The organism is Streptomyces sp. NPDC055025, from assembly GCF_053608565.1.
Map to the genome: position 1 here is coordinate 250,476 of NZ_JBSGVS010000002.1, position 25,315 is coordinate 275,790.

Below are 25,315 nucleotides of genomic sequence, written 5' to 3' on the forward strand. Positions count from 1 at the left end.
GACAGGTACGGCAGGTGGGGGGTGCGGGCGCGCGAGCGGTGCGCGTACGTCATCACGCACATCGCGCCACCCCGCCCGTTCCCGCGCCGAGGGCGCCGCTGCCGACCCGGCCGCCCTCCTTCGCGAAGGTCGCGAACACGTCCATCACCATCAGAAATCCCAGCCCTCGTCGTCGGCGGTCACGGCCGCGGTGGTCCCGGCGGTCACGTCGGTGAACGCGTCGCCCGCCATGCCGGCGGTCAGCGTCGTGCCGTCCGCGGGGTCGATCAGCAGAAAGGAGCCGGTGCCCCGGGAGTCCGCGTAGGCGTCGAGCGCGAGCGGCTCCGCCGTACGGACCCTGACCCGGCCGATGTCATTGGCCACGAGCTGCCCGGGATCCGGGTGCTGGGAGAGATCGTCCAGCGTCAGCCGTGACGGGATGTCCTTCACGATCGCCTTGACCGTACGGGTGGTGTGCCTCAGCAGGACCCGCTGGCCGACGACGAGCGGCGCGTCGGCGACATGGCAGACGGTCGCCTCCACGTCCCGGGTCGTCGCGGGCGCGCCGGCGCTGGGCGCGATCAGATCGCCGCGCGAGATGTCGATGTCGTCGGCGAGCCGGACGGTCACCGACTGCGGCGCCCAGGCGATGTCCACGCCCACCCCGAGCGCGTCGATGCCCTCGATGGTGCTCGTACGGCCCGAAGGCAGCACGGTCACCGGGTCGCCCACCCGCAGCACCCCGGAGGCGATCTGGCCCGCGTAGCCGCGGTAGTCGGGGTGCTCGGCGGTCCGCGGACGGATCACGTACTGCACCGGGAAGCGCGCCGGGCTGCTCGCCAGATCACTGCTGACGGGCACGGTCTCCAGATGCTCCAGCACGGTCGGGCCGCCGTACCAGTCCATGTGCGCCGACGGCTCCACGACATTGTCACCGGCCAGCGCCGAGATCGGGATCGCGGTGATCTCCGGGATGCCGAGGGAGGCGGCGTACGCCGTGAACCGCTCGGCGATGGCGGCGAACACGGGTTCGGCGTAGTCGACCAGATCCATCTTGTTGACGGCGAGGACGACATGGGGGACACGGAGCAGCGCGGCCACCGCGGCATGACGGCGGGTCTGCTCGACCACGCCGTTGCGGGCGTCCACCAGGACGACGGCCAGCTCCGCGGTGGAGGCGCCCGTCACCATGTTCCTGGTGTACTGCACATGCCCGGGGGTGTCCGCGAGGATGAACCGCCGCCGGGGCGTGGCGAAGTAGCGGTAGGCGACATCGATCGTGATGCCCTGCTCGCGCTCGGCCCGCAGCCCGTCCGTGAGCAGCGCCAGATCGGGAGCGTCCTGGCCCCGGCTGCGGGAGGCGTGCTCGACGGCCTCCAGCTGGTCGGTGAGCACCGACTTGGAGTCGTGCAGCAGCCGGCCCACCAGGGTGGACTTGCCGTCGTCGACGGAGCCCGCGGTGGCGAAGCGCAGCAGCGTGGTCGCCGAGAGCCGCTCGGTGAACTCCGCGAACCCGGCGGACGGCTGGGTGGGCCCGGTGGTGCTCGTCATGGTTAGAAGTACCCCTCGCGCTTGCGGTCTTCCATGGCGGCCTCGGACAGCTTGTCGTCGGCGCGGGTCGCGCCGCGCTCGGTCAGCCGGGACGCGGCGATCTCGGCGATCACCGCGTCCAGCGTGCCGGCGTCCGAGTCGACCGCGCCCGTGCAGGACATGTCCCCGACCGTGCGGTAGCGCACCTGGCGCCGCTCGACGGTCTCGGACTCGGCGGGGCCGCCCCACTCACCGGCGGTCAGCCACATGCCGGAGCGCCGGAAGACCTCGCGCTCGTGCGCGAAGTAGATCCGGGGGAGTTCGATCTCCTCGCGGGCGATGTACTGCCAGACGTCCAGCTCGGTCCAGTTGGAGAGCGGGAAGACCCGGACATGCTCACCGGGCGCGTGGCGGCCGTTGTAGAGCTGCCACAGTTCCGGCCGCTGCCGGCGCGGGTCCCACTGGGAGAACTCGTCGCGCAGCGAGAACACCCGCTCCTTGGCGCGCGCCTTCTCCTCGTCGCGCCGGCCGCCGCCGAAGACCGCGTCGAACCGCTCGGCCTGGATCTTCTCGGTCAGCGGCACGGTCTGGAGCGGATTACGGGTGCCGTCGGGCCGCTCCCGGAGCTTCCCGGCGTCGATGTACTCCTGGACGGAGGCGACATGGAGGCGCAGTCCGTGCGCGGCCACCGTACGGTCCCGGTACTCCAGCACCTCGGGGAAGTTGTGCCCGGTATCCACATGCAGCAGCGAGAACGGCACCGGCGCGGGCGCGAACGCCTTCAGCGCCAGACGCAGCATGACGATCGAGTCCTTGCCGCCGGAGAACAGGATCACCGGCCGCTCGAACTCCCCCGCCACCTCGCGGAAGATATGGACCGCCTCGGACTCCAGGGCGTCGAGATGGCTCAGCGCGTACGGGGCGTCCGTGCCCCCGGTGACGGCTGCGACGGTGGTCACGCGAGACCCCTCTCGGTGAGCAGCGCGTGGAGCGCGGCGGCGGACTCCTCGACGGACTGGGTGTGCGACTCGATCCGCAGATCCGGCGCCTCGGGGGCCTCGTAGGGGTCGTCGACCCCGGTGAGACCGGAGATCTCGCCCGCCGCCTGCTTGGCGTACAGCCCCTTCACATCACGTACGGAGCACACCTCGACCGGGGTGGCCACATGCACCTCCAGATAGCCGGTGCCCTCCGTGTGATGGCGCTTGCGCACCGCCTCCCGGCTGTCCGCGTACGGCGCGATCACCGGCACCAGCGCCTTGACGCCCTGGGACGCGAGCAGTTCGGCGACGAAGCCGATGCGCTGGACATTGGTGTGGCGGTCCTCGCGGCTGAAGCCGAGACCGGCGGAGAGGAACTCCCGGATCTCGTCGCCGTCGAGCACCTCGACCCGGTGGCCCTCGGCACGGAGCCGGCCGGCCAGTTCGTACGCGATGGTCGTCTTGCCCGCGCTCGGCAGTCCGGTGAGCCAGACCGTCGTGCCCCGCTCCGTCGCGCTCGCGCGCCCCTCGTGACGACGCACGTGCCCCTCCTGATGGTCCGTCATCCGTGCAGCCCGCATTCGGTCTTGCCCCGGCCGGCCCAGCGGCCGGCGCGCGCGTCCTCGCCCTCCAGCACCCGGCGGGTGCAGGGGGCGCAGCCCACGGAGGCGTAACCGTCCATCAGCAGGGGATTGGTGAGGACACCGTGCTCGGTGACATAGGCGTCCACGTCGTCCTGCGTCCAGCGCGCGATCGGGGAGACCTTGACCTTGCCGCGCTTCTCGTCCCAGCCGACGACGGGTGTCCCTGCCCGGGTCGGGGACTCGTCGCGGCGCAGTCCGGTGGCCCAGGCGTCATAGCCGGTCAGGCCCTCTTCGAGGGGCTTGACCTTGCGCAGGGCGCAGCAGAGGTCGGGATCGCGGTCGTGCAGCCTCGGACCGTACTCGGCGTCCTGCTCGGCGACGGTCCTGCGGGGGGTGAGCGTGATGACATTGACGTCCATCACGGCGTCCACCGCGTCGCGGGTGCCGATCGTCTCGGGGAAGTGGTAGCCGGTGTCGAGGAAGACCACGTCGACGCCGGGCCGCACCCGGGAGGCGAGATGGGCGACCACCGCGTCCTCCATCGAGGAGGTGACGCAGAAACGTTTCCCGAAGGTGTCCACGGCCCAGCGCAGAATCTCCGTGGCCGAGGCGTCCTCCAGCTCGCGGCCCGCCCGCTCGGCGAGCGCCCTGGGACCGCCGGTATCCGTCGGAGCCGTCATATCTCTTCCCCGCCGTCACCGTGCCGGAGCCCGCGGGCGAGCAGCCCGAGGAACTTCAGCTGGAAGGCCCGATTGCAGGCCGCGCATTCCCAGGCGCCATGGCCCTGCTCGCTGGGACGCAGATCCTCGTCGCCGCAGTAGGGGCAGTAGAAGGGGGCCGCGCGCTCGCTCATGAGCCCGCCCTCCCCCGGCGCCGCCCACGGGGGCCCGCGCCGCGTACGACGGGGCCGCTCGTGACGGGGCCGCCCATGACGGGACCGCTCATGACAGCGCGGCTCATGACAGCGACTCCTCGCTGGCGCGGGCCGCCCAGGTGGCGAAGCGCTCGCCCTCCTCGCGCTCCTTCTGGAAGCGGCCGAGCACCCGCTCGATGTAGTCGGGCAGCTCGTCGGAGGTGACCTTGAGCCCGCGCACCTTGCGGCCGAAGCCCGCCTCCAGGCCCAGCGCGCCGCCCAGATGCACCTGGAAGCCCTCGACCTGCTCGCCGTTGCTGTCCAGCACGAGCTGGCCCTTGAGACCGATGTCGGCGACCTGGATCCGGGCGCAGGCGTTCGGGCAGCCGTTGACGTTGATGGTGATCGGCTGGTCGAAGTCCGGGATACGGCGCTCCAGTTCGTCGATCAGCGTGGCACCGCGCCGCTTGGTCTCGACGATCGCCAGCTTGCAGAACTCGATGCCCGTGCACGCCATCGTGCCGCGCCGGAACGGCGACGGCTTGACCCGCAGATCGAGCGCTTCGAGACCGGCCACCAGTGAGTCGATCCGGTCCTCGGTCACATCGAGGACGATCATCTTCTGCTCGACGGTGGTACGGAGCCGGCCCGAGCCGTGCGCCTCGGCCAGCTCGGCGATCTTCGTCAGTGTGGCGCCGTCCACCCGCCCGACCCGGGGCGCGAAGCCGACGTAGAAGCGGCCGTCGCGCTGACGGTGCACCCCTACATGGTCGCGCCACCGCTGTACGGGCTGCTCGGGCGCCGGGCCGTCGATCAGCTCGCGCTTGAGGTACTCGTCCTCCAGGATCCGGCGGAACTTCTCCGTACCCCAGTCGGCGAGCAGGAACTTCAGCCGGGCGCGGGTGCGCAGCCGGCGGTAGCCGTAGTCGCGGAAGATCGAGATCACGCCGGTGTAGACATCGGGGACCTCGTCCAGCGGCACCCAGGCGCCGAGACGCTGGCCGATCTTGGGGTTGGTGGAGAGTCCGCCGCCCACCCAGAGATCGAAACCGGGGCCGTGCTCGGGGTGGTTCACCCCGACGAACGAGATGTCGTTGATCTCGTGCGCCACGTCGAGCAGCGGCGATCCGGAGATCGCGGACTTGAACTTGCGCGGCAGATTGGAGAAGTCGGGGTTCCCGATGATCCGGCGGTGGATCTCGTCGACCGCCGGGGTGCCGTCGATGATCTCGTCCTCGGCGATCCCGGCGACCGGTGAACCGAGGATCACCCGGGGGGTGTCACCGCAGGCCTCGGTCGTGGAGAGACCGACCGCTTCGAGCCGCCGCCAGATCTCCGGCACGTCCTCGATCCGGATCCAGTGGTACTGCACGTTCTGCCGGTCGGTGATGTCGGCCGTGCCGCGCGCGAACTCCTGCGAGATCTGGCCGATCACCCGCAGCTGCTCGGTGGTCAGCCGTCCGCCGTCGATGCGCACCCGCATCATGAAGTACTCGTCGTCCAGCTCCTCCGGCTCCAGGATCGCGGTCTTGCCGCCGTCGATCCCGGGCCTGCGCTGGGTGTACAGCCCCCACCAGCGCATCCGTCCGCGCAGATCGTTCGGGTCGATCGAGTCGAAGCCCGCCTTGGAGTAGATCGTCTCGATACGTGTCCGTACGTTGAGACCGTCGTCGTCCTTCTTGAACTGCTCATTGCCGTTGAGCGGAGTGAAGTGACCCACGGCCCACTGGCCCTCGCCGCGGTGACGGCTCACCTTGCGGCGGGGCGTGGCGGTGGACGGCTTTTCCGGGGTGGCGGCCATGGCGGGTACGTCCTTCGAGACATGCAGGAGGGCGGCTCTGAGCCGCACACTCACGCGGGGGGCGTCGGTGCGCGGCGGGATGACAGAGAGGGGGGGATCGCGGCGGTGCTGGGACTCTCAGCCCGCTGGACAGATGGCGCTGGACAGGCGGCCGAGATCGACGTGCCGCCGACTCACCAAGGCTATTCCAGCTCTAGACATGACGGAAGCGTGTCACGCGTATCTCCGGGCAGTCCACCACTATCCATTATCTGGACGAGAGTGTCCCACTCCGCGAGACGATGTGTCGCCCGTCACGGGGTGTGCGGGTTTGACCGCGACCGGTGGCCCGGTCGGCCGGATCCCGTGATCCCGAGGCGGTCATACGGACCTGGTGGCATCCGGTCCCTGGTGCGCGTGGAGCGCGTGGGTCCCCTGGGGCGACCGCGCGCCGGGCCAGGGGCCGGGGGCGGCCACTTCGGGCTCCTCGGTGATCCTGGTGTCGAAGAGGGTGAAGCCGCGGCGCAGATAGTTGTCCATGGCGTACGGGCCGTCCTTGGAACAGGTGTGCAGCCAGACCCGCTTGGTCGGCTCGGCGCCGGGCCACCGCTCGGCGAGGTCCCAGGCCCGTGCCACTCCGTACGAGAGCAGATGGCCGCCGATGCGCCGGCCGCGGAAGGCGGGGATCAGCCCGAAGTACGCGATCTCGACCACGCCCTCCGGTCCCGCCGCCAGCTCCAGATAGCCGGCCGGGGTGCCCTTCTCGTAGGCGACCCAGGTCTCGGCACCCGGCCGCGAGAGGAACTCCTGCCACTGGGCGTACGAGAGCGTCAGCCGGTCGGTCCAGCGGACGTCCCCGCCGACGGCCGTGTAGAGGAAGCGGCTGAACTCGGGCGAGGGGATCTCGGCCCGGACGATCCGCACCTCGCCCGCGGGCTCGGCGGCGGGCCGCAGATCGGCGGGCGAGGTCTGCTCCAGGGACCAGGTGGTCACGGTGATGCTCATAGCGGCCAGCGAATCACGCGCCGGGAACGCGCGGGAAGCCGCCCCCGGGCCGCCCCGCGCGATCGGACGCCGGCAGGGAGCCGTGAGGGCATCATGGCCGGCTGACCGTACGGACACGGCGGCGGACAGGGCGGCGGACACGGCGGGCCACCGGTCACCAGGACCCCCGGGCCCCGGGACCGGCCGGTCGCGCCCCGGGCCCGTCGGCCTCACGCGCCGGTCTCACGTGCCGCCCGGTGGCTGCCTGGCGCTCAGTACCGTCGGCGCCTGTGAACGCGGCAGCAGATCCAGCGGGTTCTCCGGCCCCACCACCGCCACCTCGATCCCCTCGCTGAAACGGTACGGCCGGTGCGCCAGCACGCCCGACAGATGGCGCCGGACCCGGGAGACCTCCGCCCGTACCGTCACCGTCCGGGTGGGGTCGCCGAAGACGTCGGCGGCCAGTTCCGCCGCGCTCCGGCCGTCCCGGTGCACGGCCAGCAGATAGAGCAGCTCGGCGTGGCGCGGAGTCAGCTCCTGGGTCCAGCTCCCCGCCGAGCCGGAGACCGTGACCGCCGGGTGCCGGGGCCGGCTCAGATCCAGTACGACCCGGCCCGGTGTCTCCGCCCGCGGCCGTGCCTCGTCCACCCGTACCAGCCAGCCGCCGGGCAGCGGCTCGACCGTGCACATGCCCAGCGAGGGCAGCAGGACCCGGCCCGCCCGGAAGGACTTGGGCAGCGGCAGCCGGTCCACCGGCGCCATGCCCGTGACCGCCGCGGTCCAGCCGTGCGCGTCGACCGCGACCGCACGGCCCCCGCCCAGCCGGCACATGATCGGCGCGGCCACCGAACGGAGCCGCTCGACGGCCCGGCCGTGCCGCTCGCGCAGCTCGCCCTCCGCGAGCCGGGCGACCGAGGTGACCAGCGCCAGCGTCATCGGATGGAAGCCCGTCGCCGGACCGCTGACATCCACCACACCCAGCAGCCGGCCGTCCCTCGGATCGTGCACGGGCGAGGCCGCGCAGGTCCAGGTGTGCAGCGTCTGGGCGAAGTGCTCGGCCGAGTGGACCCGTACCGGCCGGCGTGCCGCCAGCGCCGTACCGATGGCATTGGTCCCCGTGGAGTGCTCGGACCAGGCGGCGCCCTCTTCGAGCTGGATGCCGTTCGACTTCCGCAGCCCGCCGAGGCCGCCCCTGCGCCACAGCACCCGTCCCTCGTCGTCGGTGACCACCATGATCTGGAGCGAGGACTCGATGATCTCGCTGAGGGAACCGACGAGCGTACGCACCACCTCGCCCAGCGCGGAGGTGCGCCGGCGGTGCTCCAGTTCGTCGCGCTCCAGCAGTGCGCCGGAGTCGTGCCGTTCCGGGTCGGCCCCGATCCGGAACATCCGCCTCCAGGACGCGTCGATCACCGGCCGCGGTGCCACCGGGGGCCGTTCGCCCGCGAGGACGGCGTCCCGGATCTCATGGAGCAGCCGGGCGCCCCGCGCGCTGTCCGTGGCGGTGAGCCTCGCCAGGTCGAGCGGTCCGTTCCTGAGCGGTCCGTTCCTGAGAGGTGTCCCGCCGAGCGGCGCGTTCCCGAGCGGGGTGTTTCTGAGCGGTGTGTCACCGAGCGGAATGTTCTTCATCGGCCTCCCCCAGCCACCGGTGCTGCTAAATCGGTTCTTCTGCAACGGCTTGCAACCCTGGCGAGCGGTGGACGCGTACAAGAAGGTGAGTACGGGCCGGAGGTGGTGCCGTGTCGGCGCGGCATCACCTCCGGCCCACCTCGGGCCCGTCCGCCCGCCTCGCCCCTGTCCGCCCGCTCGCCCCCGTCCTTCAGCCGACGGGCCGCGCCCGGTCCACCACCGACGCCAGACCGAGGGTGTGGGGCAGCGTCCCGAAGGCCGAGCCCCAGTCCCCGCCCAGCCGCGAGGCACAGAACGCGTCCGCGACCTCCGGGGGTGCCCAGCGCACCAGCAGCGAGCCCTGGAGCACCAGAGCCAGCCGCTCCACCAGCCGGCGGGCACGGGCCTCGATCCCGGTCAGATCGGCGAGTTCGGTCAGCAGATCCTTGATCGCCGCGTCGAGCCGGTGGTCGGCGCCGCGCGCCCGGCCCACCTCCTGGAGGAAGGCGTTCAGCGCCTCCGGCTCACGCTGGAGGGCCCGCAGCACATCCAGTGCCTGTACGTTCCCGGACCCCTCCCAGATCGAGTTGAGCGGCGACTCGCGCAGCAGCCGCGGCATACCGGACTCCTCCACATAGCCGTTGCCGCCCAGGCACTCCAGCGCCTCGCCCGCCACCGGCGTACACCGCTTGGTCACCCAGTACTTGGCGGTGGGCACCGCGAGCCGCAGAAAGGCCCGCTCATGGTCCGCGCCGCCGTCGCCGCCGTTCCCGCCGCCACCGCCGGCGTCCTGGATCACGTCGTACGCCGACGCCAGCCGCAGCGCCAGCACCGTCGCCGCCTCCGACTCCAGCGCCAGATCGGCCAGTACGTTCCGCATCAGCGGTTTGTCGATCAGCTCACCGCCGAACGCGCCGCGGTAGGTGGCGTGATGCACGGCCTGTGCCACGGACTGCCGCATCAGCGCGGCCGATCCCAGCACACAGTCGAGCCGGGTCGCCGCCACCATCTCGATGATGGTGCGCACCCCGCGGCCCTCCTCGCCGACCCGCCTGGCCCATGTGCCGTCGAACTCCACCTCGCCCGACGCGTTGGACCGGTTGCCCAGCTTGTCCTTGAGGCGCTGGATCAGGAACACGTTGCGCGTTCCGTCGGCCAGGACCCGGGGGACCAGGAAACACGTCAGTCCGCCGGGCGCCTGGGCCAGTACGAGGAAGCCGTCGCACATCGGCGCCGAGCAGAACCACTTGTGCCCGGTGAGCAGATACTCGCCCTCCGTGCCCAGCGGCAGCGCGCTCGTCGTATTGGCGCGTACGTCGCTGCCGCCCTGCTTCTCCGTCATGCCCATCCCGAAGAGCGCGCCGGCCTTCTCCGCGGCCGGCCGCAGCCCCGGCTCGTACCGGTGGGAGGTCAGCCTCGGCTCCCACTCGGCCGCGAGATCCGGTTCGGCGCGCAGCGCGGGCACCGCGGCATGGGTCATCGACACCGGACAGCCGTTCCCGGCCTCCACCTGCGTCCAGACGAAGAAGCCGGCCGCACGGCGCAGATGCCCGCCCGGTCTGCCCCAGGCGTCGGTCAGTCCGGCCGAGACCGCCTGCCCCAGCACCTGGTGCCAGGCCGGATGGAAGTCGACCTCGTCGATCCGGTTGCCGTAGCGGTCATGGGTGCGGAGCGTCGGCGGACACTCGTTGGCCCGCGCTCCCCACTCCTGGGCCGCCGCGGATCCGGCGGTGCGGCCGAGCGCCATCAGCTCCGCGCGGGTCTCGTCGAGAAGAGCGGGTGCGCTGTGGCGCTCCACGCCCTCCACGAGGACCCGGTCGGCGCTGAAGACGTCGTACCCCACCAGGGGCGGAACCTGATTGGTCACTGTGTGGGTGGTGGCTGCCATGCCGATACGGTAAGGAGGTGCAGGCAGCAAAAGAAACACCCGAGCGGCCGGCGGGTCGACTCCACCGGGCCCGAGTCCTCTACCGCAACGTATCCAAGCGGCGGATGACCTGGTTGCTGCTGAAGGACACGGTCAACTCGTGCATCGAGTACCGCGTGCTGGGGCTCGCGGCCGAGGCGGCGTTCTTCACGCTGCTCTCGCTGCCGCCCCTGCTGCTCGGTCTCATCGGTCTGCTCGGCTATGTGGACGACTGGACCAGCACCGCCACCGTCGCCTCGATCGAGAAGAACATCCTCTCGGCGGTCGGCACCGTGCTCTCGGACCGCGGGGTCAACCAGATCGCCAAGCCGCTGCTGAAGGACATCACCCATGGCGGACGCCCCGATGTGATCTCGCTCGGTTTCGCGATCGCGCTCTGGTCGGGCTCCCGGGCGGTCAATGTCTTCGTCGACACCATCACGGTGATGTACGGGCTCGACGGGCGGCGCGGCATCGTCGCGACCCGGCTGCTCGCCTTTCTGCTCTTCCTCGTGGCGCTGCTGATCGGCGCGGTGGTGCTGCCACTGGCGGTGGTCGGCCCCGACCGGGTGGTCGAACTCGTCCCGTGGGGCACGGCGGTGGTGAGCGTCCTGTACTGGCCGGTGGTCATATCGCTCTCCATCGCCTTTCTGACCACGCTCTACCACGTATCGGTGCCGGCCAGGTCCCGCCGCTGGCTGGAGGATGTGCCGGGCGCGCTGGTGGCGCTGGCGATGTGGGTGCTGGGGAGTTTTCTGCTCCGGATTTATCTGACCAGCACGGTCGAGGGCCCGACCATCTACGGTTCGCTGGCCGCGCCCATCGCCGTACTGCTCTGGATCGGCGTCTCCGCGTTCGCGGTCCTGGTGGGCGCGGCGGTCAACGCGGCGACCGACCGGGTCTGGCCGTCGGTCGCCACGGCGGCGGCGCGCGCTTCCAACGAACGTCTGCGCGCGGCCCACGCGGCGGAACTGGTGGCCCGCGCCGCGGCCGCCGCGGAGGCCAGGAACGCGATCGAGGACGACGACGGAAGCGATCCGGGCATGCCCTCGGAGTACCCGGAGAGATGGTCGAGGTTCCTGCCGCCGGACGATGTGAAGGCACGTGTGAAGGCCCGGCTGCACGCGGGATGGGACGGCTACCGCGGGAGCCGGGACAGGGGCCGTGGCGGCCAGGGGAACGGCGACAAGGGGCAGGGCGGCCAGGGCACGCGAGCCCAGCGAGATCCGAACGAGAGGCCCTAGCCTCGTGGGCAGGTACGAGGAACGGGCGTCACGGCTCGAAGGCGCGGTCGTCTGGACGCGGACGGTGACGGCGGGCGAGCGGTCCACGCCCTACCCCGTGCTGCCCGACGGCTGTATGGATCTGCTGTGGATCGGGGACAGACTGCTGGTCGCCGGACCCGATACCCACGCCTACGCGCCCGAGGGGATCGACGGGCTGTACTGCGCCGGGGTGCGCTTCGCGCCCGGGGCCGCGCCCGCGTTCCTCGGCGTACCGGCGCACGAACTGCGCGATCTGCGGGTGGAGCTGGCCGCTCTCTGGTCACCGGCCGAGGTGCGCGCGCTCACCGGGCGGCTCGCGTCCGCCGACGACCCGGCGGACGCGCTGGAGGCGGTGGCGCTGCGGCGGGCCGCGGCCGTCGGACCGCCCGATCCGCTGCTGCGGGCGGTCGTCGACGGGCTGAACGCCGGACGTACGGTCGCGGCGACCGCCGCCGCCGTCGGGCTCGGCGCCCGCCAGCTCCACCGCCGCTCCCTGGACGCCTTCGGTTACGGGCCCAAGACGCTGGCCCGCGTGCTGCGGCTCCAGCGCGCGCTGGCGCTCGTACGGGCGGGGAAGCCGTACGCCGTGGCGGCGCTCGCCGCGGGCTGTGCCGACCAGGCGCATCTCGCCCGGGAGACACGCGATCTGGCCGGGCTCACCCTCGGTGCCTATGTGGCACTGGCGAACAGCGAGACCTCGCAGCCGTCCGGGTCCAGGACCACCGCGTAACGCTGTCCCCACACGGCGTCCCAGGGCTTCAGATGCCCCCGGTGCCCGGCCGCGACCAGGGAGTCGTAGGCGGCGTCCACCTCGGCGGGGCTCCCGCAGAGGAAGGCGAGCCCGATCCGTCCCCCGCGCTCCGGCCGCCTCCAGCCGGGATCGTAGGTACGGACGGTCTCCTCGGTGTCCCAGAGGATGCGCGCACCCCCGGGCAGGGTGGCCTCGGCATGGGGCGCGGTATCGGCTTCGGCGGGTACGGGCACGCCGAGCGCGCGGTAGAAGGCGAGCGAGGCGGCCATGTCGGAGACGACCAGGCCGATCGCGTCGAGTCGTGGGGTCGGAACGGAAGCGGTAGTCATGTCTCCACGGTAGGAGCGTGCGCGGGAGCCGGTCTTGAACGAATCGGACGTCCGTCGCCCCCGTGGAGGTGTGCCGGAGGTGTCGGGGAGGAAGGGCGGTGTCCGGGGGAACGCGACGGGCCGCGCACCAGGTGCGCGGCCCGTCGGTGTTCCGAGGAAGGATCAAGCGGATGAAGCGTGTTGTCCGTGCCGTGGTGCGAGTGGTGCGAGTCGTGCGAGTGGTGCGCGGAGACTAGAAGATGCTGACGCCGTAGGCGTTCAGGGCCTCCACGACCGGCTGGAAGAACGTGGTGCCGCCGGAGGAGCAGTTACCGCTGCCGCCCGAGGTCAGGCCCAGCGCCGTGGTGCCGGCGAAGAGCGAGCCGCCGCTGTCGCCGGGCTCGGCGCAGACGTTGGTCTGGATCAGACCGCCGACGATCTGGCCGCTGCCGTAGTTGACGGTCGCGTTGAGACCGGTGACCGTACCGCTGTGGACACCCGTGGTCGAGCCGCTGCGGCGGACGCTCTGGCCGACCGACGGGTTGGCGGCGCCGGTGATCTCCTGGTACGAGCCGTTGTACAGGTACACCCGGCCGTCGGCCGCGGCCGCGTTGGAGTGGCGGATGATGCCGTAGTCGTTGGTCGGGAAGCTCGAACCGGCACGGGTGCCGATGTTCCAGGTGGCGCCGGCGTTGGTGCAGTGTCCGGCGGTCAGCGCGTAGTACGTCGAGCCGCTGCGGACGTTGAAGCCCAGGGAGCAGCGGCTGCCACCGGTGGTGATGGCCTCGCCGCCGGCGATGAGCGTGTTGAACGTGCCGGGGGTGTGCTTGATCGTCAGGCCCGCGGTGGCACCCACGGAGTTCTTGATCTCGGCTATCTCCGCGTCCGAGACCGTGCTGTCGACGGTGACGACGACCTTGCCGGAGGCCGCGTCCGTGTACCAGGCCGTACCGGCGACGTCGGCGCCGCGGACGGCGGAGCTGGCGTCGGCGAGCTGGGCCGCGGTGGCCTTGGGGGCCGGGGCGGGCGCCGCGATGGCAGTCGGGGCCGCAAGCGCGACAGCGGTCATCAGACCGGAGGCGACGGCGAGAAGCCGTACGCGTCCTGATACCGCGCCGAGGGGGGAAAAGCGCTTGAAGGTCACAACATCCTCCATAGGTGGGGGAACTCGCGATCCGTTGGGTAATCGGGCCGCTGCGGTGCGACTGTTCACCGCCATTCGGTTTTGGCCGTGAACCTGTCAATCGCACGACTGAATCGTTGACTCCGTTTGGGCTTTGGGCAAGGCCCACTTCTGGACCGGCGGGCGGAGAACGGCCGCCGTGACCGGACACGCGCCCGGGGCGGGTCCGAAGTCCTGCCGTGGGAAGGTCTGTTGGCGGGGCCGGACTTCCGGCCCTCGCACCCCTCAGTGAATTGCTGCAAAGCCCGTGCCGACGGGAGTGTGACCGGTGAATGGCCGTCAGAACGCACGGTCAGCATGAGAATCGACCGGGAGCGCCATTCGGCCATGTGGCCGGGGCGTCACAATCACACATGCTTCACCGTGGGTGGTGGGTGTATGACGCAGCGGGTCCGGGGGGTCCGGTGTGTGATGGCCGGAAGGCGGCGGCGCGGCGGAAGTTCTACCCGCGTCCCGGAGGGCGGCTCGCCCGTTTGCGCGGCGTACCCCCCAATTGTGCCCGAGTTGATCATGGCCGGAAATGAGCGGAGGCGGTGCGTCCGGAGGGGGAACGGCGTGGGACGGCGGTCGGATTCGACCGGCGGGGCGCTCTTGCGGGGCATCAGTGGCGTGTGCTCCGGATGGGTCGGCGGATGAGGCCGCCGGTCGGTGCCACGGCAACATACCGACTGGTCGGGCTGGTGGGTAGAGGGCCCCGGAGGGGCGGGCGTACGGCGGAGGCCCCGGGGTGGCGGGCCCGCGCCCGGGGTACCCGGGTAGCAGCGGCCGGCCCCACGGCCCCGAGCGAGGAGCCCCGGCATGAGCGGCGAACTGAAGATCCTCATCGCGGTGGCGGCCGTCCTGGTCGCGCTGACCCTGGGCGTCGCGATCGCTCTGGCCGTCCGGCTGGTGCGGGCCCGCCGCGCGCTGAACCGGGCGGGGCTGCCGGTCGAGAGGCGCTGGGTGTTCTGGGCGGCGATCGGTTATCTGGTGCTCCCGGTCGATCTGCTGCCCGATCCGGTGTTCGTCGACGACATCGGGGTGCTGATGCTGGCGCTGCGCTCGCTGCGGCCGCGGACCCCGGAACTCCGCTCACGGACGCCGGAACTCCGGTCGAAGACCACTCGGTAACGATCACACCCACCGGTACGGGCACCGCGTCCACCACCGCCGCCGACGGCCCGGACAGGGCGTCCACCAGCGCCGCGACCGCCCCGCCGGGTCCCGGCCGTGCGGCCGGAACCGTACGCCCTGCGGGAAGTCTCACACCGCGGGCTGACCCATTTGATGCGCTCAAGGGATGATCGCACCGGCACCATGGCAGTCGGCCCAGCGACCTCGACATCCCGGCACGAGAGGTATCAGTGACTCAGCACGCGTTCCCGGACGGCAACGGAAACGGCGACGGTGAAGGCATCGGTGAAGGCAACGGCGTCTTCACCGATGGCGGCACCCACGGCGGTGGCGGCCTCGGTTCCGGTGGTGGCCCGCGTACCGGCGGCGGCGATCGCGACTGGTGGCGGGAGTCCGTCGTCTACCAGGTCTACGTTCCGAGCTTCGCCGACGCCGACGGGGACGGAATGGGCGACCTCCGGGGGATCGCCGACCGGCTCGGCCATGTGGCGGACCTCGGCGCGGACGCGGTCTGGCTCACCCCGTTCTACCGCTCCCCGCTGGCCGACGGCGGCTACGACGTCGCCGACTACCGCCAGGTCGATCCGCGCCACGGAACCCTCGACGACTTCCGCGCGCTGCTCGGCCGGGCCAGGACGCTCGGTCTCCGTACCATCGTCGACATCGTGCCCAACCACTGCTCCGACCGGCACCCGTGGTTCGTCGAGGCACTCGCCTCCCCGCCCGGCTCCGCCGCCCGCGACCGCTTCGTCTTCCGGGACGGAACCGGCCCCGGCGGCGCGGAGCCGCCCGCCGACTGGCAGTCCAAGTTCGGCGGCGCGGCCTGGACACGGGTCCCGGACGGCCAGTGGTACATGCATATCTTCGCTGCCGCCCAGCCCGATCTGAACTGGGAGAACCCCGAGGTCGCCGCAGAGTTCGAGGCCATCCTGCGGTTCTGGCTCGACCTGGGCGTCGACGGCTTCCGTATCGATGTGGCCCACGGGCTGCGCAAGGACCTCGCCGCGCCCCTGCGCAACACCCACGGCGGCGACTCGGCGTCCCTCAACGCCCCGCCCAGCGGCGAGGACCATCCGTTCTGGGACCGCGACGAGGTCCATGAGATCTACCGTCAGTGGCGGAAGATCACCGACTCCTACGCGCCGCCCCGGATCATGGTCGCGGAGGCGGGCGTCAGCGCCGACCGGCTGCCGCTCTACACCCGGCCCGACGAACTCCACCAGGCCTTCAACTTCTTCCATCTGCGCTGCCCGTGGAACGCGGGCGCGTTCCGTGACGTGATCGACACCTCACTCACCGGAGCGGCGGCCAACGGGGCACTGCCGACCTGGGTGCTGTCCAACCATGACGTGGTGCGCCACCCCACCCGCTACGGGGTGCCCGAGGGCACGGATCTGCGCGGCTGGCTGCTGACGGACGGCCGGGAACCCGCCGTCGACGAGGAGCGGGGCCGCCGGCGGGCCAGGGCCGCCGCGCTGCTGACCCTCGCGCTGCCCGGTACGACCTATCTCTACCAGGGCGAGGAACTGGGCCTGCCCGAGGTGGCCGACCTGCCCGCGGACGCGCTGCGCGACCCCATGTGGGAGCGGACGGGCCACGCCGTGAAGGGCCGCGACGGCTGCCGGGTGCCGCTGCCGTGGACCAGGACGGGATCCTCGTACGGCTTCGGGTCCGGCGGCAGCTGGCTGCCCCAGCCCCGGGGATGGGGCGAGCGCTCGGTCGAGGCCCAGACCGGTTCTCCCGGGTCCTTCCTGGAGCTGTACCGTACGGCGCTGCGTCTGCGCCGAAGCTTTCTGGGGGACGAGGACTTCGCGTGGCTGCCGTCGGCGCCGGGCGAACTGGCCTTCCGCAAGGGCGGGCGCAAGGGTGCGGGCGGGAACGGGAACGCGGGTCTGGAGTGCCGCGTCAATATCTCCGACGGGCCGCTGCCGCTGCCGGCCGGCGCCGAACCGCTGCTGGCCAGTGCCGAGTTGGCGGGAGACGCGACGACCGGCCCTCTGCTGCCCCCCGACACGGCGGTCTGGCTGAGCACCGGGGCGAGCTGATCCGACGGGCCCTTCCGACGGGCGGGCCGTTCCGACGGGCCGTTCCGGCAGGCCGTTTCGACGGCGGGGGCCGCCCGTATCTCGTACGAGCGGCCCCTTCCGTGGCGGGTGCCGGCCGGTGACGGTGTCAGCCGGTGATGATCGCCGGGTCGCTCACACCGGGCGCGCCGTTCTCCACATGTCCGGCCAGCCGGCGCAGGAAGCCCTTGTCCTTGTCGGACACCACCGTCAGGTCGTACCAGCGCCTGTCGCCGCGCAGTTCCACCGGGTGGACCACCTGTCCGCCCGCCGGCACCTTGACGGTCACGCTCTTCCCGCCGTACGCGTCGGTGATCGTCAGACGGCGGTCGGTCCTGGTCGCGTTCGTCAGGGTCAGCACCACACGCGCGGCGCCGGAGTCCTTGCCCGGACCCCGGCGGGACCCGTGGCCGTCATGACCTCCGTGGCCCTCGTGGTCCCCGTGGCCTCCGTGCTCCCCACGGCTCTCGTGGGCCTCATGGCGGGCGGTCACTTCGGGGCCCGCCGCGGTGCCGGAACCCTGGAACGTACGGAGGAACCCGTTGGGCCCGAACACCGACAGGTCGTACACGCCCTCCGAATAGGCCGTGTTCCAGGTGTCGGAGAGCCGCTGCCCGGCTCCGGTGGAGTAGGTCCAGGGACCGTCGGAGCGGTTCGCGGAGGTCACGGTGAAGGCCGCGCCCGCCGACGCGCCACCGCTGAAGGTGAGGGTGAAACGCCCGGTCGAGGGGGTCGGGGACCCGTCCGCGAACGGCGCGTACGGCAGCGGGCGCGCGGGCCGGGACCCCTTCTCCTGCTTGGGCAGGGCGGCGCGGTCGGGCGGGGTCGGCCGGTAGCTGGGGTGCCGCTCGTGGTCCGTCGGCTCGTACGCGTCGGTGTCCGGCAGCGAGGCGGGCCTGGTGTCCTTGAGGCCGAAGTCGAAGGCGGAGGTCAGATCGCCGCAGATGGCCCGCCGCCAGGGCGAGATATTGGGCTCGCGCACCCCGAACCGGCGCTCCATGAACCGGATGATCGAGGTGTGGTCGAAGACCTCCGAGCAGACATAGCCGCCGGTGCTCCACGGGGAGACGACCAGCATGGGGACCCGCTGGCCCAGACCGTAGGGTCCCGCCGCGTGCCGGCTGTCGCCCGGGAAGTGGTCGAGCGAGGTGTCGACGGTGGAGGCGCCCTGCGCGGCGGAGGCCGGGGGATAGGGCGGTACGACGTGGTCGAAGTAGCCGTCGTTCTCGTCGTAGGTGATGAAGAGGGCCGTCCTGCTCCACACCTCGGGGTTGGAGGTCAGCGCGTCCAGCACCCGCGAGATGTACCAGGCGCCGTAGTTCGCGGGCCAGTTGGGGTGCTCGGAGAAGGCCTCGGGCGCGGCTATCCAGGAGATCTTCGGCAGCTTCCCGGCCTTCACATCGGCCTTGAGGATGTCGAAGAAGCCGTCGCCGTTCTTCGCGTCCGTGCCCGTACGCGCCTTCTCGTACAGCGCGTCACCGGGCTTGGCGTTGCGGTAGTTGTTGAAGTAGAGCAGGGAGTTGTCGCCGTAGTTGCCGCGGTAGGCGTCGTCGATCCAGCCCCAGCCGCCGGCCGCGTCGAGCCCGTCGCCCGTGTCCTGGTAGATCTTCCAGGAGACACCGGCCTCTTCGAGCCGCTCCGGGTAGGTCGTCCAGCCGTACCCCAGCTCGTCGTTGCCGAGGACGGGGCCGCCGCCCTTGCCGTCGTTCCCGGTGTGGCCGGTCCACATGTAGTAGCGGTTGGGGTCGGTGGCCCCGATGAACGAGCAGTGGTAGGCGTCGCACACGGTGAAGGCGTCGGCGAGCGCGTAGTGGAACGGGATGTCGTCACGCTTCAGATACGCCATCGTCCCCGGGGACTTGGCCGGGATCCACTGGTCGTAGCGGCCCTGGTTCCACGCCTGGTGACCGCCCGCCCAGTCGTGGTCGAGCCCGGCGATGAACTGCATACCGAGATCCTCGGCGTCCGGGTGGTACGGCAGGACGTCCTTGGTGCCGTCCGACTGATGCCAGACCGACCGGCCGTCGACCGGGGTCACCGGGCGCGGGTCGCCGAATCCGCGGACGCCCTTGAGCGAACCGAAGTAGTGGTCGAAGGAACGGTTCTCCTGCATCAGCACGACGATGTGGTCGACGTCCTGGATGGTGCCGGACCGCCGCCCGGCCGGGATGGAGCCGGCGCGGGCGATGCTCTCGGAGAGCGCGGAGAAGCCCGCGGTCGCGCCGGCGATCTGGAGGAACCGTCGCCGATTGAGTTCGGGCATGAGCGTGGGGACCTGTCTCTTCGGGGGTGTGGGGAGCGAAGCGGAAGGAGGCTTTCAAGGTCACCCACCGAGGGGGAATGACCGGTATCGCCCACTCGACGCCGTGCGGTACACGACACGAACAGCGGGCCCCGGGAGATCAGTCGGCGGCCGGGCCGGGCAGGGGGTACGCGAACCAGACCGTCTTGCTGTCGCTGTCGCTGTCGCTGTCGCTGTCGCCGTTGCCGTTGCTGTTGCCGTTGCCGACGGGGCGGGGGGACGGGGAAGGCCGAGCCGCGGCAGGGTCCGGCGCGAGCGTGTCGCCCGGCATGACCGTCTCCACCGCGGGCGCGGCGCTTTCCGCCCTTCCCCGAGAGGGGTTCCGGTGCGGGTCCGGGCCGTGTCGCCGTGGGGCGCGGACCCGCACCGGAAGGGGTGGGGTCAGACGCCCCAGCGCAGGGCGACGGTGTCGCCCACGTTGATCACCTTGTCGCGGGCGGCGCCCGCGAAGGCTGCGCCGTCGACGCCGACCTTCCAGGTCGAAGTTCCGCTGTTGGCCTTGCCGTTGACCGCGGTGATGGTGCCGGTGCCGGACGCGGGGGTGACACTTGTCACGCAGCCCGCCGGGGTGGCCGCGGTCGTGGCGGCCGTCAGGACGTCGCCGAGGGTGGTCGTCGTGCCCGTGGGGGTGAGGGCCACGGAGCAGACCTTGAGGCCGCCCGCGCCGTCGTCGACCGTCACGGCCAGTGTGGTCGCCGTACCCGCGGCGAAGGTGCTCTGGGCGGCCCACCGCGGGGCGCCGGCGGTGACGGGGACCGGCGGGGCGGTGGTGAAGCCGCCGCCCGCCACCGCGCGCAGTCCGTCGATGGACGCGTAGGCGGAGGGCGAGGTGTCGCCGGGGAGGTATCTGAAGCCGCCGCCGGGGTTGAACTGCTGGGCGATCAGGAAGTCGACCGGGGTCTTGCCCATGGAGGTGAGGAAGTCGCCGGTCTGCGGGTTGATGCCGCAGGCGTTGAGTCCGGAGACGGCCCAGCCGTTGGAGTCGGTGTTGGCGCCGAACATGGCGTTGAAGGCGCCGGAGTTGCTGACGAGTTTGCTCTTGAGGAAGGCCTTGGCCTGGCTGATGTCCGTATCGGTGTTCGGCACGCCGGAGGCGCAGAGCGCGGCCATGGAGGCGCCGGTCATGTCGATGTCGCTCGCGGCGGCGAGCTGGGCCGGGTTGCCCTCGGCCTTGCCGTAGTTCCAGCCGCCGTCGTTGTGCTGGTTGGCGCGGATCCGCGTGATCATCGCGTCCAGGAGGGCCTGCGGCACCCGCTGTCCGCCCGCCTGGGTTCTGGCGCCGCCGAGGGCGAGCGCGGCGAAGACCGTGCCGTTGTAGTTGGCGGACGGTCCGAAGTAACCGGCCTCCGCGGTCTGCCAGTAGGAGTAGATGTCCGCGATGAGGTTGCGGGAGGCGGACACGCGCGCGGGATCGACCCCGGCCGCGTACGCGTTGAGCGTGCCGCGTTCGTAGTCGGTGACCACGGGCGAGGCGGACGGCCACCCGGCGGTGGCCAGGAGAGCGCGGTAGACGGAGCGGGCGTTCTTGGTGACGTCGCCGCCCGGCGTGACGTCCACGGCGGCCGTACCGGCCGCGGCGAAGGCGCTGAACGCCCACTCGTTGGACAGCCCGGTGCCCGCGTACGAACCGTCCGCGGCCTGGAGTGTTCTGAGGTAGGCGACACCGTTGGTCTTCGAGGTGGCGATCTGCGCCGGAGTAGAGGTCGCGGCGGCGGGCAGCGCCGTCAGGGCGAAAGCCCCCAGCGCCGCCGGGACGGCGAGAGCGACACGGCGGGACGTGAGAGAACGGGACATGGCCTGCTCCTGGGATGAGGGACGCCGGCCTGGCACGCCGTTCTCGCGGCCGGAACGCCGGAGACGGGCGGGGCCGCCGTCCGGACGCGTGGCACGGCTTCCTGGGTCTCGCCGCCATATGGGCATTCGGGCTCGGGACGGCCCCCGCCGTCCCATACCGCTGCGCGTCAGCCCCGGATTCCCACCGGGTTCCCCCACATGGCAGCCCAGGACGCTACCCGAGGGATCACCGGCCCGCCAGATGCCCCGACCGCCGCCCGCCGCGGGGAAACGGACGCGGTCCAGGCCGCCTTGACGCTGTCTTCACGGGCGTGTTCCAATCCGGCTGATAAGCGAGCAGCTCCAGGGGAAGCCGGTCGGAATCCGGCGCTGACCCGCAACCGTAGGCCCGACGCAGCAAGGGCGAGCCGGACTGCCTGGAGTGCTGGATCAGCGAGAAACGCCGTCGCGGACTACGGCGTGGTTCGATCGGCCTCCCCAGGACATGAGCCGTGTGACGGGGGTCTGTTCGCCACGCGCGAGCCGCCCGGACAACACGAGGGGCCGTGGTGGGGACCGCACAGGAAGCAGACCGGCGCGACGCCGGGCGGAGACGACCGGTGGCGCTGATAGCGGCGGCCCTTCTCGTCTTCGGTGCCGCCATGGCGTTCGTCACGGGAACGTCCCCCGCGGCGGCCGACCCCCTCGGGGACTGCACGGCCACCAGGGGCGCGGTGGTCGCCGTCGACTTCGGGCCCTTCGGCGGCACGGTCGAGCGGGGCTGCGACACCACCCCCACCACCGGCTACGAGCTCCTGCACGAGGGCGGGTTCACCACGGAGGGCACCGAGCACGACGGTCCCGCCTTCATCTGCCGTATCGGTTCCGCATCCTTCGACTCCGGTACGCGGTACCCGACTCCCGACAAGGACGACTGTGTACTGACACCGCAGGCCACCGCCTACTGGTCGTACTGGATCGCCTCGCCCGGACAGGACGATTGGTCCTACAGCCCGCTCGGCGCCATGGACCGCGAGCCCGGGGCGGGCGATGTCGACGCGTGGGTGTTCGTCGGCACGGATGCCGGCGGCACCACCGGCAGACCCGCCTTCACCCCGGATCAGATACGCGCGGGTGGCGGCGGCGGCCCGTCCGGGCCCAGCGGCCCTCCGACCCTTCCCGCGGGTGAGGTGGACATTCCCGCCGCCGCCCGATGGCTGACGGGCCGTCTCACGGACGGCGAGCGGGTCGTCGACGAGGGTGCGGACAGTCCGAACCACCTCCTGACGACCGAGGCCGCCTACGCCCTCGCCGCGTCCGACGGCGGGAGCGCCGGCCTCGACAAGGTCACGGCGTTCCTCACGGCCAGTACCGACGCCTACGCCTATCCCGGCGGCGAGGACGCCCCGCCCGACGCGAGCGCCGCCGCCCGTCTGGCCCTGCTCGCCGAGATCACCGGAGGCGACCCGCGTGCCTTCGCGGGCCATGACCTGCTCGGCGATCTGGTCGAGAACGTCTGCGCGGCCGGTCCCGAGTCCGGCGGTCCGGCACCCGGCTGCACGGCGAAGGGCGACTTCCCCGGTGCCTCGTACGCCGACGGGCAGGCGCTCGCCGTGCTGGCCGTGCTGCGCGGCGGTCTCCGTCCCCCGGCCGGGACCGTGGAGCGGCTGACCCAGCTCCAGTGCCGGGACGGCGGTATCACCAGCATCCTGATCCGTCCGGGTGAGTACTGCGACGGCGATCCCGCGACCACCGGGCTCGTCGCCCTTGTCCTGGACAGGGCGGGCGGCCAGGCCGACGCCGTCGGCAAGGCCCGCGCGTATCTCGGGAAGGCCCAGCGCCAGGACGGCGGCTTCCCCGGCTGGACGGGCTCCGCCACCGGCAGTGTGACCGCCACCGCCTACGCGGCCCAGGCGCTGCGCGCCCTCGGTGACACGGACCGGGCGGACGCCGCCGTCTCCTGGCTGTCCGCGCGGCAACTCCCCGACGGCGGCTTCGGATTCGAGGAAGGGGCCTCGGACGCGGCCCTCTATCCGACCGCCCCCGCCGTACTCGCGGGCGTGGACACCAGCCTGGTGACCCTGACCACGGAGCGGCCCGACCCGACGCAGCCGCCGGCGACCCCGCCGACGGCTCCCCCCACCGCCCCGCCCGGCGCGGGCCCGGACCTGAGGAAGGGCGTCGCGTATCTGACCAGCCCGGCCCATCTCGAACAGGGGCGGTACTACACGGCCGGCGCCGGCCGTGCGGACTTCGGTCTCACCATCGACGGCGCCTTCGCGCTGGCCGCGACCGGCCACGACAACAACGCCCTGCGCGGCGTCGTCGACTTCCTCGACAAGGGCGGCAAGGACCCCGAGGGCCGTACGGTCCACGACTGGACAGGCGTCGGCACCGAGTACGCCGCGGGCGGATCGATCGGCAAGACCGCGCTCCTCGCCGAGAGCGTGGGCCGGGACCCCCGGGACTTCGGCGGTCGGGACCTGATCGCCGCTCTCGCCACGGCGGTGTGCCGGACACCGTCCCGGGCACCGGACCGGAGCTGTCCGGCCGAGGGCGCCTACACCCACGCCCCGTCCGTCTTCGCCCAGTCCCTGGGCGTGCTGGCCCAGTTGCGGGCCGGGGAGAAGGACGCGGCGCGGGCGCCCGTCGCGTATCTGGAGAGCCTTCAGCACGCCTCGGGCGCCTGGCCCAGCCTGATCCCGGCGACGGGTGACTCGGATGTCGACTCCACCGCCATGGCCGCGATGGCCCTGGATCTGGTGGCGGACGAGAGAGCCCGGACGGCGGTGGACAAGGCGCTCGCCTGGATCGCGGCCGAGCAGCTCCCGGACGGCGGCTTTCCCGGCGCGGCGGGCAACTCGGTGAACTCCGCGGCGCTGGCGGTCCAGGGACTCTCCCTGGACGCGCCGAAGTACAGCGCGCGGATCGCCAGGGCCCGTACGTTCCTCGCCTCCCAGCAGAACGGCGACGGCGGCTTCAATGTCGCGAAGGAGGGCCGGCGCGGCTCCGACATACGCGCCTCCACCCAGGCCGTCGGGGGCGCCACGGGTATCTCCTTCGGGCTGCTCACCCGTGACCTCACCGGTACCGTCCCGCGGCCCGCCCCCGCCCCGTCCTCCTCCGCCTCGGTGATCGCCACCCCCGGCGACACCGCCGGGGGAGCCGGCGGTACGGGCTATACGGGCGGTACGGGCGGTACGGGCGGTACGGGCGGCTCCGGCGGCGGGTACCTGGCGTCGACCGGCGTCCGGGCCGGGGCGCTCGCGACCGCCGCCGCAGCGCTGGCCCTGGCAGGCTGGGGCACGGTCGCCCTCGCGCGCAGGCGCCGCGCGGCGATGGGGGGAGCACGGTGAGGATCCGTCTCCCGCGCGCCCGCGCCCGCGTCGTCTCGGCCCTCGTACTGACGGCGGGCACGACGGCGGGCGCGCTTGCCGCGGCCACCGGCACGGCCGCCGCCGCGCCACAGCCGATCGGTATGTGCACCACGACGTCCGGTGTCGTCCTCGCCGTCGACTTCAGCCCCTGGGGCGGCCCGGTCCACCGCTCCTGCGGTACCACGCCCACGACCGGCTACGAATTGCTCAACCAGGGCGGCTGGCGCACCACGGGAACGGGTCACGACGGCCCGGCGTTCATCTGCCGGATCGGCTACAGCGGCTACCAGGGCGGCAGGCAGTACCCCACCCCTCGGCAGGAGGACTGCGTCCTCACCCCGCCCGCTTCCGCGTACTGGTCGTACTGGCACGCCGACCCGGGTGCCGGCACCTGGGAGTACAGCCGGCTCGGCGCCATGACCTACAAGCCGAGGCCGGGCAGCGTCGATCTGTGGATCTTCGGCGGTACGGACATCGAGGGCACCGAGGGCCGCCCGACGCTCACCCCCGACCAGCTCCGCGCCCACAACACCGAGCCGGTCGGGTCCGGTTCGCAGGACGAGCCCGCCCCCCGGCCCAGCGGCACCGGGGGAGGGGAGGCGGAGAAACCACCCGCGTCCGCGCCCGCGCCTTCGGCGAAGGCGCCCGCCCCGCCCGCCGTCGTGCCGTCCCGGTCCACCGGCGCGCCCGTGCCCGCCGCGCCGTCCCCGTCGTCCACCACCGCCCCACCGGCCTCGCCGGTCTCGCCGTCCCCGTCGTCAGCGCCGGCCGCGCCTTCCGAGGACGGGGACGGGCGTGGGGACGGGGACGGGGACGGGGACGGGGACGGGAGAAGAGTGGTCGACGCCGCCCCGGCGACCGAGGCCGCCCACGATTCCGGATCGACGCTGCCCGTCACCGTCACGGCCGGTCTGATACTGGTCATCGCGGGCGCGGCCGTCTTCGCGGCCGAGCGCCGGCGCCGGGCGGAGTAGTA

General features: G+C 72.2%; 21 protein-coding genes and 1 riboswitch. Of the genes, 6 read left to right on the forward strand and 15 right to left on the reverse strand.

Annotation, left to right across the window (positions count from 1 at the left end):
* Positions 1 to 150: 150 nt before the first annotated feature.
* The 10 genes from ACWGDX_RS02160 to ACWGDX_RS02205 form a co-directional block, all read right to left on the reverse strand.
* A complete protein-coding gene (locus ACWGDX_RS02160; protein ID WP_453621312.1) occupies positions 151 to 1,530 on the reverse strand; it encodes a sulfate adenylyltransferase subunit 1 in 1,380 nt (459 codons plus the stop codon).
* Positions 1,531 to 1,532: 2 nt separating this feature from the next.
* Positions 1,533 to 2,468, reverse strand: coding sequence for a sulfate adenylyltransferase subunit CysD (gene cysD, locus ACWGDX_RS02165; protein ID WP_365901807.1), 936 nt, complete (start codon positions 2,466 to 2,468; stop codon positions 1,533 to 1,535).
* Positions 2,465 to 3,055 carry an adenylyl-sulfate kinase gene (gene cysC / locus ACWGDX_RS02170; protein WP_453621314.1) on the reverse strand — a complete coding sequence of 197 codons (591 nt, stop codon included), beginning with the start codon at positions 3,053 to 3,055 and terminating at the stop codon, positions 2,465 to 2,467. The genes cysD and cysC overlap by 4 nt, the downstream gene beginning before the upstream one ends.
* Positions 3,052 to 3,753, reverse strand: a complete 702-nt coding sequence (locus tag ACWGDX_RS02175) for a phosphoadenylyl-sulfate reductase (protein WP_453621316.1) — start codon at positions 3,751 to 3,753, stop codon at positions 3,052 to 3,054. Before ACWGDX_RS02175 ends, cysC begins: the two co-directional genes overlap by 4 nt.
* Positions 3,750 to 3,926 carry a hypothetical protein gene (locus ACWGDX_RS02180; RefSeq protein ID WP_405984442.1) on the reverse strand — a complete coding sequence of 59 codons (177 nt, stop codon included), beginning with the start codon at positions 3,924 to 3,926 and terminating at the stop codon, positions 3,750 to 3,752. The genes ACWGDX_RS02175 and ACWGDX_RS02180 overlap by 4 nt, the downstream gene beginning before the upstream one ends.
* Positions 3,927 to 4,029: 103 nt before the next feature.
* Positions 4,030 to 5,727 (reverse strand): nitrite/sulfite reductase, encoded by a 1,698-nt coding sequence (locus tag ACWGDX_RS02185; RefSeq protein ID WP_453621438.1) that lies wholly within the window; start codon positions 5,725 to 5,727, stop codon positions 4,030 to 4,032.
* Between the two features lie 117 nt (positions 5,728 to 5,844).
* Positions 5,845 to 5,928: a putative leader peptide gene (locus ACWGDX_RS02190; RefSeq protein WP_342671247.1), complete on the reverse strand. Its 84-nt coding sequence runs from the start codon at positions 5,926 to 5,928 to the stop codon at positions 5,845 to 5,847.
* 159 nt (positions 5,929 to 6,087) lie between these two features.
* Positions 6,088 to 6,711, reverse strand: coding sequence for a GNAT family N-acetyltransferase (locus tag ACWGDX_RS02195; RefSeq protein ID WP_453621319.1), 624 nt, complete (start codon positions 6,709 to 6,711; stop codon positions 6,088 to 6,090).
* A gap of 222 nt (positions 6,712 to 6,933) precedes the next feature.
* On the reverse strand, positions 6,934 to 8,319 hold the full coding sequence (locus ACWGDX_RS02200; RefSeq protein ID WP_453621321.1) for a GAF domain-containing protein: 1,386 nt from the start codon (positions 8,317 to 8,319) through the stop codon (positions 6,934 to 6,936).
* 190 nt (positions 8,320 to 8,509) lie between these two features.
* A complete protein-coding gene (locus ACWGDX_RS02205; RefSeq protein WP_453621323.1) occupies positions 8,510 to 10,186 on the reverse strand; it encodes an acyl-CoA dehydrogenase family protein in 1,677 nt (558 codons plus the stop codon).
* A gap of 17 nt (positions 10,187 to 10,203) precedes the next feature.
* Here ACWGDX_RS02205 and ACWGDX_RS02210 point away from each other — a divergent pair, with 17 nt between their 5' ends.
* The gene (locus tag ACWGDX_RS02210; RefSeq protein WP_453621325.1) at positions 10,204 to 11,448 is read left to right on the forward strand and encodes a YihY/virulence factor BrkB family protein; all 1,245 of its coding nucleotides are present in this window, start codon (positions 10,204 to 10,206) and stop codon (positions 11,446 to 11,448) included.
* Positions 11,449 to 11,452: 4 nt separating this feature from the next.
* Positions 11,453 to 12,199 (forward strand): helix-turn-helix domain-containing protein, encoded by a 747-nt coding sequence (locus ACWGDX_RS02215; protein ID WP_453621327.1) that lies wholly within the window; start codon positions 11,453 to 11,455, stop codon positions 12,197 to 12,199.
* On the opposite strand, the gene ACWGDX_RS02220 is transcribed toward ACWGDX_RS02215, so the two are convergent.
* On the reverse strand, positions 12,139 to 12,549 hold the full coding sequence (locus ACWGDX_RS02220) for a VOC family protein (RefSeq protein ID WP_453621329.1): 411 nt from the start codon (positions 12,547 to 12,549) through the stop codon (positions 12,139 to 12,141). The genes ACWGDX_RS02215 and ACWGDX_RS02220 overlap by 61 nt on opposite strands.
* A 232-nt stretch (positions 12,550 to 12,781) precedes the next feature.
* On the reverse strand, positions 12,782 to 13,672 hold the full coding sequence (locus tag ACWGDX_RS02225) for a S1 family peptidase (RefSeq protein WP_453621331.1): 891 nt from the start codon (positions 13,670 to 13,672) through the stop codon (positions 12,782 to 12,784).
* An 837-nt stretch (positions 13,673 to 14,509) separates the two neighbouring features.
* Here ACWGDX_RS02225 and ACWGDX_RS02230 point away from each other — a divergent pair.
* Both ACWGDX_RS02230 and ACWGDX_RS02235 read left to right on the forward strand, forming a co-directional pair.
* Entirely contained in the window at positions 14,510 to 14,821 is a 312-nt protein-coding gene (locus ACWGDX_RS02230; protein WP_453621333.1) for a YkvA family protein, read from the forward strand.
* A gap of 233 nt (positions 14,822 to 15,054) precedes the next feature.
* Positions 15,055 to 16,869 (forward strand): glycoside hydrolase family 13 protein, encoded by a 1,815-nt coding sequence (locus ACWGDX_RS02235; RefSeq protein WP_453621335.1) that lies wholly within the window; start codon positions 15,055 to 15,057, stop codon positions 16,867 to 16,869.
* Between the two features lie 127 nt (positions 16,870 to 16,996).
* Here ACWGDX_RS02235 and ACWGDX_RS02240 read toward each other — a convergent pair whose 3' ends face one another.
* The 3 genes from ACWGDX_RS02240 to ACWGDX_RS02250 form a co-directional block, all read right to left on the reverse strand.
* Positions 16,997 to 19,150 (reverse strand): phosphocholine-specific phospholipase C, encoded by a 2,154-nt coding sequence (locus tag ACWGDX_RS02240; protein WP_453621337.1) that lies wholly within the window; start codon positions 19,148 to 19,150, stop codon positions 16,997 to 16,999.
* 139 nt (positions 19,151 to 19,289) lie between these two features.
* Positions 19,290 to 19,460 (reverse strand): hypothetical protein, encoded by a 171-nt coding sequence (locus ACWGDX_RS02245; protein WP_453621339.1) that lies wholly within the window; start codon positions 19,458 to 19,460, stop codon positions 19,290 to 19,292.
* Between the two features lie 110 nt (positions 19,461 to 19,570).
* Positions 19,571 to 20,983, reverse strand: a complete 1,413-nt coding sequence (locus ACWGDX_RS02250) for a hypothetical protein (RefSeq protein ID WP_453621341.1) — start codon at positions 20,981 to 20,983, stop codon at positions 19,571 to 19,573.
* Between the two features lie 120 nt (positions 20,984 to 21,103).
* A riboswitch (cobalamin riboswitch) is annotated at positions 21,104 to 21,178 on the reverse strand.
* A gap of 353 nt (positions 21,179 to 21,531) precedes the next feature.
* Between ACWGDX_RS02250 and ACWGDX_RS02255 the strand changes: the two genes are divergently transcribed.
* Positions 21,532 to 24,318 (forward strand): prenyltransferase/squalene oxidase repeat-containing protein, encoded by a 2,787-nt coding sequence (locus ACWGDX_RS02255; protein ID WP_453621343.1) that lies wholly within the window; start codon positions 21,532 to 21,534, stop codon positions 24,316 to 24,318.
* The gene (locus tag ACWGDX_RS02260) at positions 24,315 to 25,313 is read left to right on the forward strand and encodes a hypothetical protein (protein ID WP_453621345.1); all 999 of its coding nucleotides are present in this window, start codon (positions 24,315 to 24,317) and stop codon (positions 25,311 to 25,313) included. Before ACWGDX_RS02255 ends, ACWGDX_RS02260 begins: the two co-directional genes overlap by 4 nt.
* The last annotated feature ends 2 nt before the right edge of the window (positions 25,314 to 25,315 follow it).

Coding starts and splice junctions, on each gene's coding strand:
- ACWGDX_RS02160 (WP_453621312.1), bottom strand. CDS start 1,530: ATGACGAGCACCACCGGGCCCACCCAGCCGTCCGCCGGGTTCGCGGAG.
- cysC (WP_453621314.1), bottom strand. CDS start 3,055: ATGACGGACCATCAGGAGGGGCACGTGCGTCGTCACGAGGGGCGCGCG.
- ACWGDX_RS02175 (WP_453621316.1), bottom strand. CDS start 3,753: ATGACGGCTCCGACGGATACCGGCGGTCCCAGGGCGCTCGCCGAGCGG.
- ACWGDX_RS02180 (WP_405984442.1), bottom strand. CDS start 3,926: ATGAGCGAGCGCGCGGCCCCCTTCTACTGCCCCTACTGCGGCGACGAG.
- ACWGDX_RS02185 (WP_453621438.1), bottom strand. CDS start 5,727: ATGGCCGCCACCCCGGAAAAGCCGTCCACCGCCACGCCCCGCCGCAAG.
- ACWGDX_RS02190 (WP_342671247.1), bottom strand. CDS start 5,928: ATGTCTAGAGCTGGAATAGCCTTGGTGAGTCGGCGGCACGTCGATCTC.
- ACWGDX_RS02195 (WP_453621319.1), bottom strand. CDS start 6,711: ATGAGCATCACCGTGACCACCTGGTCCCTGGAGCAGACCTCGCCCGCC.
- ACWGDX_RS02200 (WP_453621321.1), bottom strand. CDS start 8,319: ATGAAGAACATTCCGCTCGGTGACACACCGCTCAGAAACACCCCGCTC.
- ACWGDX_RS02205 (WP_453621323.1), bottom strand. CDS start 10,186: ATGGCAGCCACCACCCACACAGTGACCAATCAGGTTCCGCCCCTGGTG.
- ACWGDX_RS02220 (WP_453621329.1), bottom strand. CDS start 12,549: ATGACTACCGCTTCCGTTCCGACCCCACGACTCGACGCGATCGGCCTG.
- ACWGDX_RS02230 (WP_453621333.1), top strand. CDS start 14,510: ATGAGCGGCGAACTGAAGATCCTCATCGCGGTGGCGGCCGTCCTGGTC.
- ACWGDX_RS02240 (WP_453621337.1), bottom strand. CDS start 19,150: ATGCCCGAACTCAATCGGCGACGGTTCCTCCAGATCGCCGGCGCGACC.
- ACWGDX_RS02245 (WP_453621339.1), bottom strand. CDS start 19,460: ATGCCGGGCGACACGCTCGCGCCGGACCCTGCCGCGGCTCGGCCTTCC.
- ACWGDX_RS02250 (WP_453621341.1), bottom strand. CDS start 20,983: ATGTCCCGTTCTCTCACGTCCCGCCGTGTCGCTCTCGCCGTCCCGGCG.